We start from the raw sequence: 13,838 nt of genomic DNA on the forward strand, positions 1-13,838 counted from the left end.
AACATGTATTTTAAAGAAAATATTAGTGTGATTATTTTATTTCTCATAATGAATAGCTTTATAGTCTTAGTTGGCTTAGTAGATAGTGGTATTCCAAATGTCTCTATCATTTACTTAGTTCTTTTCAATCTATTAATACTAGTAATTTACTTAGCTTGGGATTTTAATAGGAAAAGAACTTTTAGTAAAGAATTTGATGGTTTAAAGACCTTAAACGATATGGAAGGTATTAATAAACCTCATGTGAATGCTCAAAAACAAGTCTATGAAAAATTAGATGAGCTTAGAACTTATCACCAGACGCTCTTAGAAGAAGAAGCGGGGAAAACTAAAGAAAATTTAGATGAACTCACACGTTTTATTCATGATATGAAGATGCCTGTAACAACGATGAAATTAATGATTGATGACTTAGAAGGCACAGACCACGATAAGCTCGCAAGTGAGTGGACAAGACTGAATAACATGTTGAACGAAGTGCTCTATCTACAACGTTTACCTAATATTAAAAACGACTTATATATTGAACGCTTGAATATTAATGATTTAGTAAAAAGGTCTATATTAAAGCTTAGAAGTATTTGTATAAGAAAAAATATTGGCTTTGATGTTAACTTTCAAACAGATTATATTTATTCAGATAAGAAATGGCTGCAATTTGTGATCGATCAAATACTAGCCAACTGTGTTAAATATTCAAGTGATAATGATATCGTCATTGTCGGTATCATGGAAGATGAGCATTTCAAGTTATCAGTGACTGATTTTGGACGTGGAATTAAAGAGAAAGATATCGATAATATTTTCCAAGCAGGCTTTACTTCAACATCTGATCACGATGACGATCAGTCAACAGGTATGGGCTTATATTTAAGTAAGGAAGTTTGTGATATTTTAAATATTAAATTGACTGCTCAATCAGAGTACCAAGAGTACACCACCATGACTTTAAGCTTCAATAAAGCAAATAACTTCTCTAATATCACTATGAAGTGACAATTCTGTCACTTCATAGTGCTTTTTGTTAGGAGAATCAAACGATAAAAGAGTATATAGAGTTTAAACTGTAGTTAATCATTAATACAGGAGGAATTGACATGTTATTACAAGCGAGCAATATTAAAAAAAGTTATGGCAATAAATTTAATCGTACAGAAGTTTTAAAAGGTATAGATTTAAGTTTAGGAAAAGGGGAGTTTGTCTCCATTATGGGGGCATCAGGATCAGGTAAAACGACTTTACTAAATGTGCTTAGCTCAATCGATAAGGTGACAAGTGGACATATATACATCGATGGCTTTGATTTTACAACTTTAAAGGATAAAAAATTGGCAGACTTTAGAAAGACAGACTTAGGTTTTATCTTCCAAGAATATAACCTCTTAGACACTTTGACAATTAAAGAGAATATCATGCTACCACTATCGATACGTTCCATGTCTAAAAAAGAAGCAGAAGATCAATTTAATACGATTTCACAGCAACTAGGCATCAGTGAATTAGCGGATAAATACCCTAGCCAAATCTCAGGGGGACAAGCTCAAAGAACAAGTGCTGCAAGAGCATTTATTCATCAACCTAAAATTATCTTTGCAGATGAACCGACTGGCGCACTAGATTCTAAATCAGCGAGTGATCTTTTGAAAAAATTACAGCAACTCAATGAAAACTTAAATACAAGTGTACTTATGGTCACCCATGATGCTACTGCAGCGAGTTTCTCTAACCGAGTTGTCTTCTTAAAAGATGGTTTAGTCTACACCTCTTTAACACGTGGAGACATGAGTCAGGATGATTACTATAGTGAAATCCTAGATACCCAGCGCGTCTTAGGTGGTGTACTTGATGAATCTAAATAGTTTAATTATCAAGAACTTTTCTAGAAACCTTAAGAATTATGGCTTGTATATATTTGCTTTAGTCTTTAGTGTGTCACTCTTCTTTTCACTTTTGACTTTGACCTTAGATGACAAGGCAAGTAAAGAGATATCACAAAGTACAATGATGACCTCTTTATTCTCAGTTGGTGCCTTTGTCATTGTCATTATTATCATTTTCTTTGTCATGTATGCGAATTTAATTTTTATCAAAAGAAGACATAGAGAACTTGCCTTATTTCAACTTATCGGCATGAATAAGTCTAAAGTGTTTAGAATTTTACTCGTTGAAAACTTCTTCATTTACTTCGGCAGCTTAATTTGTGGAATTATTTTAGGATTCTTTATCTCAAGACTCCTATTGATGATCTTAATGAACATTATTGGCGTTGACCTCTTAGTTGAAATGAACTTTTCTATAACAGCTGCCCTTGTTACAGCAGGAATCTTTATCTTAATTTTTATCTTTTTGCTGATACAAAACAAATACTTTTTACACCGTCATCAGTTAATTGACTTGTTGAAACTGAATAAAGTCTCAGAAGCTAGTCAAAAACCGATTGGACTTGCTACAGGACTATTCGGTGTTTTAGGTATTATTATGGTTGCAGTGGGTTATTTCTTATCGACTAAAATGTTTGAATGGGCGATGGAAAATCCAATACTGTTGCCGGTCTTAATGATTGGTATTCTCGTTCTAACAATCGTCGGAAGCTATCTCTTATTCAAATGTGGGATTGCTTTAATCTTAAATATTTTCAGAAAGAGAAAAGCAGGCCATGTTAACGTCAATGATGTGCTGTCAACAACATCAATCATGTTTAAAATGCGTTCAAATGCCTTCTTGCTGACAGTAATTACAGTGATTACAGCAATCAGTATAACTGCGATGTCGCTATCATATATCAATTACTATTCTACAGAAAAAATGTTAGAGAGTACTGAGCCTTATGACTATACAGTAGAGAATAAAGAAGACCTTGATTATTACGAAACTCTCTTAAAAGATCATGGTTATGACATAGAAAAATATGAAAAAACTTTTATGAGTTCTCATGTTGAGATGGATATGGAGAGTCCATTACCTGAACAAGAAATCAGCTATCCTATTGTCAGCGATGAAGAATTTGAAGGGTATGACTTAAAAAATAATGAAGTGTATGTCACAGGAACCTTAGCAATCTTAGACTTTTTCACTAACATGGAGGAAGGGACAGCCGTTACTTTCGTGAATGATGATAGTTACGAAAAGACTTTAGAAATTACTAAAGTATATACAGAAGGTATTCTACCTTCTAGGCTGACATTTGGTATGCCTGTTTTAATCGTAGACGATCAAATCTATCAGGAGTTAAAAGAAAATGAAGCCTATGAAAAAGAGCATGACATGCCGACGGAGTTATTCGCCTTTAATATCGTTGATGGTGATAACGATGAGATATTAGAGTTAATGGATAAAGAAGAAAATCCTAGCTTTACATCTAAGCAAAAATCTTATGATGAAATGATTCAAATGTCAGGCATGTTGATGTTTATCTTAGGATATCTCGGATTCGCTTTCCTTCTCACATCAGGTTGTATTTTATACTTCAAACAAATTGATGAGTGTGAGAATGAAAAAGGATCATATAGAGTTTTAAGAAAACTCGGCTTTACAAACAATGAAATCTTAAGAGGACTTATCTATAAGATGATTATCTCATTTGGTATTCCACTGATTATCGGTCTACTGCATTCACTATTTGCAGTTAAATCAGGCTGGTTCATTTTCGGTATTGAAATGTGGAAACCGACTCTAATTGTCATGCTAGTCTATACGATTCTGTACTCAATCTTTAGCTTAATGTCACTGTTATATTATAAGAGAACAGTGAACAATAGCTTATAAAATATAAGATCACTAGACCAAGTGTCTAGTGATCTTTTTTACTTATTTATAATAATTGCCTACGCAATTATCTATTATCTACTTTTTCAGGGTACATATCATGATTCATCATTCTGTGATTACTCATCTCTTCATATTTAGTCCCTGGTCTTCCGTAATTGACATAAGGATCGATGGAGATACCACCACGTGGTGTGAATTTACCCCAAACTTCAATATATTTAGGATCCATTAATTTCACCAAGTCATCTAAAATCATATTCATACTCGACTCATGAAAACCACCATGGTTTCTATAAGAAAATAAATAGAGTTTTAATGATTTACTTTCGACCATCTTAACATCGGGTATGTATGAAATATATACTGTTGCAAAATCCGGCTGACCAGTCATTGGACATAAAGTCGTAAACTCAGGACAATTAAATTTAACGAAATAATCTCTATTTGGAAAGTCGTTGTCGAAGGTTTCTAAGACTTCAGGATTGTATTCGTAATTGTACGGTACTTCTTGGTTACCTAGTAAAGTTAAATCTTTTGAATAATCTTTTGACATGTTTGAATTCTCCTAGATTAATATTATTCAGTCACGATTTCATTATACAATTCTTTCAAATAGTTGTCTTTTATATATCTTACTTTGAATTTTTTGATAATATTGAAGTAAGAAAGAGAGGCTCGACATATTATGAAGATAAAAAAGTTTAAAATCGGTGACTATCATGCCGAAGTGACCGCTATTCTTGGGGAGACTGGTGTTAAGTTTGAGAAGAAACCAGCTATCGTCATATGTCCAGGTGGTTCTTATATGTATGTATCTAAAAGAGAAAGTGAAGCTGTTGCATATGATTTTCTTAAAAGAGGCTATCAAGTATTCATTTTAAACTATTCTACAATTGGCACCATGATAGAAAGAGAAGGTCGACAAGCCTCAAGAGATGAACTTTATCAAATTGCTTCTATGGTAGAAGATGATAGGGTGTTAGGTTCAGAGTTTCCAAATCCGCTTATTGAACTTGCTTTAACCTTTGCACATATCCGTGAACATATTCATGAATATAATGTTGATTCTGATAATATTGGAGTGATTGGTTTTTCTGCTGGTGGACATCTAGCCGCTAGTTTAAGTGTACATTGGAATACGGACTGGTTAAGTGATTTAGTTGGCAAGGAAGCCAGATGGTTTAGACCGAATTTTCAAGTGTTAGCTTATCCAATTCTTGATTATGAATTGAACGGCGAAATCGCAAAAGAACGTGGTGTTGGTGACCCGATTTATATGTCCATGGCTAGCCGTATGGTTTTTGGTGCTAAAATAGAAGATGACATACTTGATAAGGCAACCTTAAAAAATCATGTGAGCTCAGATACCCCTAAGACTTTTATTTGGCACACAGTGGGCGACCGCTTAGTATACGTAAAAAATGCTTTAGACTTTGCTGATGCACTAGAAAAGGCTGGAGTACCATGGGAAATTCATACTTTTAACAAAGGTGATCACGGTTTAAGTGTGGCGAGTGAAATTACGGGTACTGTCAATACTCACGTGCAAAAATGGATACCCTTAATGTTTGAATGGTTAGAAGGAAAATAAAAAAAGCCGCTAGTACTAGCGGCTCACATAATCCAAGTGATATTCAGTATACAATTCTGAATGGTAAGGATAAATCAACTGGACGATCAGATCATTTTCATCAAGGTCGGGATGATTTGTAACACATTCATATACAAAATCGTTTACTGAGGATCGCTCCTCTTGTATGTTATGGATTATTTTAAAGAATTTGTGATTTTCATTGGAGTTCATACATTTTATTAATATGTTCATGCTAACCAACTCCTCAGTATGAATATAACCAAACAGAAGAATAGCTAAACATCATATATAAGAAAGAAGGGATTTTATATGAACTTTGTAAAATTAACTAAGAATGACGTCGATGATATGTGCCTATTACAGGACTCTGTCTATGAATTTTTAGAGCAAAAAGAAGTCTTACAAAAATTGACTAGAGAAGAGTTTGAAAAGGGTGTTGAACAAGGTTATACAGCAGGAGTCTTTGTAGATGGTCAACTGGTAGCCCTCCGAACTATGTATTTACCAGATCTAGATGAAGAAGAGCACTTGGCTGACGACGTTGGTGTCCCTCGTGAACGCTCTATTTATTCGGAAATATCACTTGTTCATCCGAATCATAGAGGACAAGGTTTACAGACGAAGATGGGTGAGTTCTTAATTGATCAAGTGAAAGGTTCAGGAGACTTTGACTATATATTCTCTACTGTTATGCCATCCAACTTAGCGAGTCTAAAAGATAAGTTTAAACTCGGCTTCAAAATCATGAGAACACGTCTAAAGTATAATGGTAAAAGAAGACACATCTTGTATTTACCATTAGAAAGTGAACTTAAAGCAGATAACGAAATGATTAAAGTTAAGTATGACAACTATGATTGGATGATGAACGATGGTCAAAATTATATTGGCTGGAAACTAGACGGAGAATTTATAGAGTACTATAAGAAATAAGATAAAAAACGTAAATAAGGGCGGGAAATGAATGTTAAAAATTGAAGAAAAACTTATTCAAGATGCAATAGATTTTAGAAGAGTCTTGCACCAATATCCAGAACTTAGTGCAGAAGAAGTTGAAACTTCTAAAAGAATCCAAGAAAAATTAAAGGAGTATGGTATTCCTTTTCAAACAGGGTTTGCAGACACTGGCATATTAGGAATTATAAAAGGGGAACAAGAAGGTAAAGTGATAGGTATAAGAGCAGATATTGATGCTTTACCTATGGAAGAAATTTCTGGTGTGGACTTTTCTTCAAAAAATGATGGGGTCATGCATGCATGTGGACATGATGCTCATACTTCTATGCTTATTCATGCAGGTAAAATTTTAAACGATAATAAAAAGGATTTAAAAGGGACAATCTTATTGATATTCCAACCAGCTGAAGAGTTATCACCAACAGGTGGATCTCAAAGAATGATGGATGACGGTGTCTTTAATGAATATGAACCGGAGATGCTCTTAGCGCAACATGTCTGGCCAGACTTAGAAGTTGGGAAGTTTGGCGTTATGGCAGGACCAATTATGGGTAATTCGGATAAATTTAAAATTATTATTAAAGGTTCTGGTGGTCATGCCTCCATGCCACATAGCACAACAGATGCTCTGATTACGGCAAATCAAGTCGTCAATGTATTACAAACTCTAGTGAGTAGAAATGCTAATCCTATGGAACCTGCAGTGTTAACTGTCGGCCGATTTGAAGCGGGGACTAAACATAATGTCATTGCAGAGACTGCAGAACTTGAAGGTACGATTAGAACTCAGTCTGATGAAACAAAAGCTATGATGAAAAAACGCTTCTTTGAAGTCGTAGAGAATGTAGTGCATTCCATGGGAGCAGAGTGTGAAATTATTTTTGATGACGGTTACCCTGCAACGGTAAATGATGAAAGATGGGCATCTGCACTAAGACAATCCCTTGTGAAACTTTACGGAGAATCTGCTGTACCATCCCTACAACCAAGTTTAGCTGGAGAAGACTTCTCTAGATTTTTACAAAAATATCCTGGTGTCTATTACTGGCTAGGTACTTCTGTTGGAGAGGGTCAAAAACCTTTACACAATCCTGCCTTCCGCTTAAATGAAGATGCTTTTAAATACGGCATTACAGGCATGGTTAATATGGCTGTAGATACCTTAAATGCACTGTCGGAGGAAGCGTAATATGAGTGAAAGTTTGACTCAAATGAGACGGAGATTCCATCGTTTTCCAGAAGTAGGTTTCACTGAATATATTACGACTTATGAAATTTATCGTGCTCTAGAAGGTACTGGTTTTAAACGTCATCTTGGGCATGATGTCTTGGTACCGAGTAAAAGAGTCGGTGTACCATCACAAGAGACATTAGATGGTTCTTATCGAAGAGCTCTGGACTACGGTGTACCGAAAGAGTTTTTAGAGAAGATTAAAGATGGTATGACAGGACTTGTAGCGACTATTGATACCAAAAAACCAGGTCCTCATTTTGCAGCACGCTTTGATATCGATGGTTTACCCATTACAGAAAGTACAGATGATGATCATTTTCCTCACACTGAAAACTTCATATCGACACATGATGGTGAAATGCACGCCTGTGGTCATGATGGGCATATTACTGTCGGTCTTAACGTCGCTAAATATATCAGTGAGAACATTGATCAGCTAAAAGGAAAATTTACTATTATTTTTCAAGCAGCAGAAGAGAGCGTCAGAGGTGCACAGGCAGTGGTTGAAAAAGGCTGGTTAGACGATGTGGATTACTTCTTTTCCTTACATTTAGGCATTAGAAAATTACCTGTTGGAACAGTCTCTTTATCGACTACAGATTTCTTAGCAACTACTAAATTTGATGCACACTTTACAGGTAAATCCGCACATGCTGGTGTCGAACCTAATGAAGGTAATAATTCATTGTTAGCAGCATCAACCGCTGCCTTAAACTTAAGTGCAATCCCGAGACATAGAGATGGGACAACGAGAATTAATACAGGGTCCCTAAAGGCAGGCAGAGGACGTAATGTTGTGGCGGATAGTGCAACTATGGAAATAGAAAGTCGGGGAGAAACGACTGCTTTAAATGACTATATGTTTGAGCGTTCAGTCAAAGTTCTTAAAGCTGCAGCAGATATGTATGATAACGATGTGGACATAGAAATAGTGGGGCAAGCAATAAATGCAAATATAAGTTCTGATTTAGTTAAAGAAATCAAAGACACAGTTCAAAATACAAATGGTGTCATAGATCTTAAAGACAGTTTACCGCTTGGTGCGTCAGAAGATGTGACCTTTATGATTGACCGTGTACAAAAAGGTGACGGACAAGCAACCTATATGTTGTTTCCTTTTGACTTGAAATTCGGTCATCACCATCCAAAATTCGACTTGGATGAAGCCGTTTTACCACTTGCAGTTGAAGTTCTACAAAACATCACTAGATCAGTAATGAAAGCGGATTAAAAAATTTGCTAAAATGATAAAGAATAGTTGGAGAAATCATTAAAGAATGTTATCTTAAAATTGCGGAAAAAATTAAATAAGTTTTAAAGGATATTAAAAACAAAGGAGAATTTATTTTATGATACCGTACAAACATGAACCATTTACTGATTTTACAAATGAAGATAATAAAGCTTCATTAAAAAAGGGGTTTGAAACAATTAAGAAAGACTTTGGCTCAGAGTATCCATTAATTATTAATGGTGAGAGAGTCTTAACGGATAAAAAACTTGCATCTTATAACCCAGCTCAAAAAGACGAGGTCATTGGCCAAATGTCTCAAGCAGGTGAAAAAGAAGCATTAGATGCAATGGAAGTTGCAAAAGAAACATTTAAAGAGTGGAGAAAATCTACATTTGAATTCCGTTCAGATGTGCTTTTCAAAGCAGCAACAATTATCCGCAAAAGAAAATTTGAATTTACTGCGCTTTTAGTAAAAGAAGCAGGTAAACCTTGGAAAGAAGCGGATGCAGATACTGCAGAAGCAATTGACTTCTTAGAATACTATGCAAGACAAAATATAGAACTAAAAAATGGAAAACCTGTTGTTTCACGACCAGGAGAGAAAAACAGATTTGACTATATCCCATTAGGTGTAGGTCTAGTAATTTCTCCTTGGAACTTTGCTTTAGCAATCATGGCAGGAACAACATCAGCAGCCTTAGTTACAGGTAACACAGTCTTATTAAAACCTTCATCTAAAGCTTCAGTAATTTCTTACAAGTTTGTTGAAGTCTTAGAAGAAGCAGGGTTACCAAAAGGTGTAGTGAACTTTATCCCTGGTTCAAGTCGCGAAATCGGTGACTTACTAGTAGAGCATAAAGATACTGCATTCGTATCATTTACAGGCTCACGCGATGTTGGTGTTAACATCTATGAAAAAGCAGCGATTGTTCAAGAAGGACAAATTAACCTTAAACGCGTTATCGCTGAAATGGGTGGTAAAGATACAATTGTTGTCGATAGCAGTGCTGATTTAGACTTAGCAGCAGAAGCGATTGTAACATCAGCATTTGCTTTCTCTGGTCAAAAATGTTCAGCATGTTCACGTGTCATTGCTTTAGAAGATATTCATGATGAACTATTAGAAAAAGTAGTTTCACTGACAAAAGATTTAACTATTGGTAATCCAGAAGAAGATAACTTCATGGGACCAGTGATTGATCAAGCTTCAGTTGAAAAAATCGAGAAATATCTAGAGATTGGTAAAGAAGAAGGTAAACTAGAAGTTGGTGGAACAATCGATAATGAAACAGGTCACTTCGTTCACCCAACTGTATTCTCAGGACTTAAGCACGATGACCGCGTGATGCAAGAAGAAATCTTTGGACCAGTCGTTGGTTTTGCAAAAGCATCTAACTTCACAGAAGCGATTGAATTTGCAAACGATACTGACTACGGTTTAACAGGTGCAGTCATCACTAAGAATAGAGAACACCAAGAAGAAGCAAGACGTGACTTCATGGTAGGTAACCTTTACTTCAACCGTGGTTGTACAGCAGCAATCGTCGGTTACCACCCATTCGGTGGATTCAAAATGTCTGGTACTGACTCTAAAGCAGGTGGACCAGATTACCTTACACTTCACATGCAAGGTAAAACTTCATCTGAAATGTTCTAAGTATAGATTCATCACCCCAAGGTTAAGACTTCTTAACTTTGGGGTATTTTAAATATAAGCTCATTTATATAAGATATGATTATATATTTTAAATTATTTTCTCTTATTTACTTGTCATAAGACAAATCCTATGGTATATTAAGAATGTAGTTTTTAAGCAAAGTTTAAATAGTTCTATTTCGTAAATGAAAAAACTCTTTTAAATGTTCAAAACTGCAAAAATAACACGTGCATAAGCACAAGGAGGTTTTTTCATGAATGAAGGAACTGTAAAATGGTTTAACGCTGAAAAAGGTTTTGGTTTCATCGAACAAGAAGCTGGAGACGACGTATTCGTACACTTCTCTGCTATCCAAGCTGATGGGTACAAAACTTTAGAAGAAGGTCAAAAAGTTACTTTTGAAATCGAAGAAGGACAACGTGGACCACAAGCTGTTAACGTTGTATCTGCTTAATATAGAGTAAAAGTTTTTAGAGATATCCTTAAGGGTATCTCTTTTTTTTGTCTTTTTTTTGTCTTTTTTTACGATATATTTCTACTTTTAGTGTAGTATATAGTTAAGATATTAAGGGGGACTTAATATGGCTAAAGATATTTTCATTGGAAATAAGAGAAACGAAGTTGTATTTCAAGATGTATTTACATCTATTAAAAATAAAGATCGAATGATTTTCTCTAATATTGACGGATGCCATACTCTCATAGATGGTATGACAATTCCAAAGACTGGCTATTCAGAAATGAGTGGTCACCCTGATGACATAGCGACTATTAGTGCTGGAATTACAGTATATGGTGAGTTACATATTCAAGATTTAATCTTGGATTTCTCCTTAACTGATGAGCGCTCGGGTGAAAGAATTTATGTCGATGGGGGTAAATTGATTTTAGATAATGTCACTATTATTGGTAGTGAAGTTACCCGGAGTCCTGTCTTTATTAATAATGGACAAATTGAAATGAAAAATACGACTATCCGATCAAAAGCTCATGATAGCTATGATTTAGAAATGATGAATAATTGTCAAGGTAAAATTAGTCATTCGACTATGGGGTGCATGGTAGTTAATGCATCTGAACTAAATATGCATAATATTTTTTTAGATAAAGGCCTAACTATAGGCAAATCTTCAAATGTGACTGTAGACAACTCAAAATTTAATTTCTATGAATCACAGAGCCCGAGAATTGTTAGGGTCGATGACAGTAACTTCAAAATATCTAATACTGAAATTATAGGTGAAGATACCGATAATCCAATTCGAGCCTTTAATTCTGAACTTGACTTAAGTAATGTTAAACTGCTAGATGTTAGGATAAATGGTTTTGGCTTGGAATTAAATACTTCTAAGGCAGTTGTGAAATCGTCAGAAATTAAAGGGATTTTTGTTAAAGAATCAGAACTCACAGTCCCTGATGAGTTAATCATATATGGATTTTTTGAAATCTTTCAAGCATCAAAACTATCGATAGAAACGCTCAATGTGAACATTGCACCACCGAAATATGCAATGAAATTACACGATAATTCTAGAGGTCAGATCAATCATTTCCTTTCGAACTATAGACCCCTTGTTTATCTAGATAATAGCCATTTAGATATTACAGACACACAACTTAACAATGGTGGAAACATCACTATTGAAGCTTCAGGGGACTACACAATTGAAGCTGATGGTGTAGAAATCAGAGAAACTCTGTCGACTCATGAGACTAAAAAGCAGACAGATGATCAGCAAAAAGAAGACAAATATGTTAAAGGTAAAGCCCTTGAAGAATTAAATAACTTAGTTGGACTTGATGAAGTCAAAGAGTCTGTTAGAAAATTTATCAACTTAGCTAGGATTAATAAAAAGAAAAAAGAACAAGGTTTACCTGTCAGGCAGTCATCACTTCATTCAGTTTATCTCGGTAATCCTGGGACTGGGAAGACGACAGTTGCACGGTTAGTCGGGCAAGTTTTATATGAAGAAGGGGCATTATCTAATGCTTCATTTGTAGAAGTATCTAGACAAGATTTGGTATCAGGTTATTTAGGAAAAACAACTGAGCAAACACAAAAGAAATTAGAAGACGCACATGGTGGGGTCTTTTTCCTAGATGAAGCCTACACTTTAAATAGCCAAGGTGGCACAACGAACTATGGTCAAGAGGCACTCGATACAATATTAAAATATATGGAAGATAACAGAGATGACATTATGATCATCTTTGCTGGTTATACTAAAGAAATGTATGACTTCTTTAATATGAATCCTGGCCTCAAATCGAGAATTCCACATTACTTTGATTTTGAGGACTACAGTTTAGATGAGCTAGCTGAAATTGGTGTTAAAGAACTCGAGCGTGAACATTATACATTTGATCATGATAAGTATAAGAAAGAGATAAAAAGAGCATATTCTAAGTCAGCTGATAGCAGTAATGCTAGATTTGTAAGAAACTTTAATGAGAAACTCATTTTGGAACAGTCAAATCGAATAGTTGAAGCTGAGCTGTTTGATTCAGAAGAATTTCTATCGATAACAGATGATGATTGGATGAATATGCTTGGTAATGAGGATGAGACAGATAGTCATTTGTCTAGTCTCTATGAAGAATTAAATAGCTTAACTGGACTCGATAATGTAAAAGATTTTATTAGTCAATTAGTAAAAGAAGCTGAGGCAAATAAATTGTTTGAAGAAAAAGGGATGGACATAGGAACGCACACTTATCACATGACTTTTACTGGTCCACCAGGGACAGGTAAGACGACAGTGGCAAGATTAATTGCGCGTTTCTTAAAAGCTTTAGGAGTCTTAGCTGAAGATAAATTAATCGAAGTGGATCGGTCAGATTTAGTAGGTTCTTATATTGGTCACACTGAAAAAAATACTAAGAATGCGATAGACCGAGCCATGGGCGGCGTACTTTTTATTGATGAAGCTTACCAACTTTCACTTCAAGGTAGTGACAATGATTTTGGTAAACAAGCCATTGAAACTTTAATTACAGCCTTAGAAAACTACCGCGATAAATTTGTGGTAATCTTTGCAGGGTATACAGATGATATGAATCGCTTTATGTCATCAAATGAAGGCTTACGTTCTAGAGTACCTTATACTATTGAGTTTAAACAGTATTCAGCTGCAGAAGTTGCTGACATAGTGATCAATAACCTAAAAGGAAAATGGCGCTTTAACGAGGATTTCTTAAAAATGATGGTAATGAGTAGCTATGAAATGCTTGAAGATACTGATAAAACCAGTGGTCGATGGGCGAGAAATTATACTCAAAAATTACTGATGAAACATAAGAATTATATTGTAAATGAAAATGTAGCATCTGAGGATTTTGACTTTATAACAGATTCAACAATACTCGGAATGACACAAGAAGATATGAGCTAAT

At 35.0% G+C, this 13,838-nt stretch carries 11 protein-coding genes; 10 read left to right on the forward strand and 1 reads right to left on the reverse strand.

Features of this window, described 5'->3' with window-relative positions:
* Positions 1-3: 3 nt before the first annotated feature.
* The 3 genes from JEOSCH030_RS05070 (at position 4) to JEOSCH030_RS05080 (ending at position 3,765) form a co-directional block, all read left to right on the forward strand.
* On the forward strand, positions 4-996 hold the full coding sequence (locus JEOSCH030_RS05070; protein WP_185125546.1) for a sensor histidine kinase: 993 nt from the start codon (positions 4-6) through the stop codon (positions 994-996).
* Between the two features lie 101 nt (positions 997-1,097).
* On the forward strand, positions 1,098-1,859 hold the full coding sequence (locus tag JEOSCH030_RS05075; RefSeq protein WP_185125547.1) for an ABC transporter ATP-binding protein: 762 nt from the start codon (positions 1,098-1,100) through the stop codon (positions 1,857-1,859).
* Positions 1,846-3,765: an FtsX-like permease family protein gene (locus tag JEOSCH030_RS05080; RefSeq protein ID WP_185125548.1), complete on the forward strand. Its 1,920-nt coding sequence runs from the start codon at positions 1,846-1,848 to the stop codon at positions 3,763-3,765. Before JEOSCH030_RS05075 ends, JEOSCH030_RS05080 begins: the two co-directional genes overlap by 14 nt.
* Positions 3,766-3,832: 67 nt before the next feature.
* Here the strand turns inward: JEOSCH030_RS05080 and queF are convergent, their stop codons facing one another.
* Positions 3,833-4,321 carry a preQ(1) synthase gene (gene queF / locus JEOSCH030_RS05085; RefSeq protein WP_185125549.1) on the reverse strand — a complete coding sequence of 163 codons (489 nt, stop codon included), beginning with the start codon at positions 4,319-4,321 and terminating at the stop codon, positions 3,833-3,835.
* 132 nt (positions 4,322-4,453) lie between these two features.
* Here queF and JEOSCH030_RS05090 point away from each other — a divergent pair, with 132 nt between their 5' ends.
* The 7 genes from JEOSCH030_RS05090 to JEOSCH030_RS05120 all read left to right on the forward strand — a co-directional run bounded on the left by JEOSCH030_RS05090 (position 4,454) and on the right by JEOSCH030_RS05120 (position 13,837).
* The gene (locus tag JEOSCH030_RS05090; protein ID WP_185125550.1) at positions 4,454-5,359 is read left to right on the forward strand and encodes an alpha/beta hydrolase; all 906 of its coding nucleotides are present in this window, start codon (positions 4,454-4,456) and stop codon (positions 5,357-5,359) included.
* 312 nt (positions 5,360-5,671) lie between these two features.
* Positions 5,672-6,295, forward strand: a complete 624-nt coding sequence (locus JEOSCH030_RS05095; RefSeq protein WP_185125551.1) for a GNAT family N-acetyltransferase — start codon at positions 5,672-5,674, stop codon at positions 6,293-6,295.
* A gap of 31 nt (positions 6,296-6,326) precedes the next feature.
* Entirely contained in the window at positions 6,327-7,508 is a 1,182-nt protein-coding gene (locus tag JEOSCH030_RS05100; RefSeq protein ID WP_185125552.1) for a M20 metallopeptidase family protein, read from the forward strand.
* A 1-nt stretch (position 7,509) separates the two neighbouring features.
* Positions 7,510-8,784 (forward strand): amidohydrolase, encoded by a 1,275-nt coding sequence (locus JEOSCH030_RS05105; RefSeq protein WP_235962225.1) that lies wholly within the window; start codon positions 7,510-7,512, stop codon positions 8,782-8,784.
* Between the two features lie 118 nt (positions 8,785-8,902).
* Positions 8,903-10,444 (forward strand): L-glutamate gamma-semialdehyde dehydrogenase, encoded by a 1,542-nt coding sequence (gene pruA, locus JEOSCH030_RS05110; RefSeq protein ID WP_185125554.1) that lies wholly within the window; start codon positions 8,903-8,905, stop codon positions 10,442-10,444.
* A gap of 254 nt (positions 10,445-10,698) precedes the next feature.
* A complete protein-coding gene (locus tag JEOSCH030_RS05115; protein WP_185125555.1) occupies positions 10,699-10,899 on the forward strand; it encodes a cold-shock protein in 201 nt (66 codons plus the stop codon).
* Between the two features lie 127 nt (positions 10,900-11,026).
* Positions 11,027-13,837: an AAA family ATPase gene (locus JEOSCH030_RS05120; protein WP_185125556.1), complete on the forward strand. Its 2,811-nt coding sequence runs from the start codon at positions 11,027-11,029 to the stop codon at positions 13,835-13,837.
* Position 13,838: the final 1 nt, after the last annotated feature.

Source organism: Jeotgalicoccus meleagridis, assembly GCF_903994045.1.
Lineage (GTDB): Bacteria > Bacillota > Bacilli > Staphylococcales > Salinicoccaceae > Jeotgalicoccus > Jeotgalicoccus meleagridis.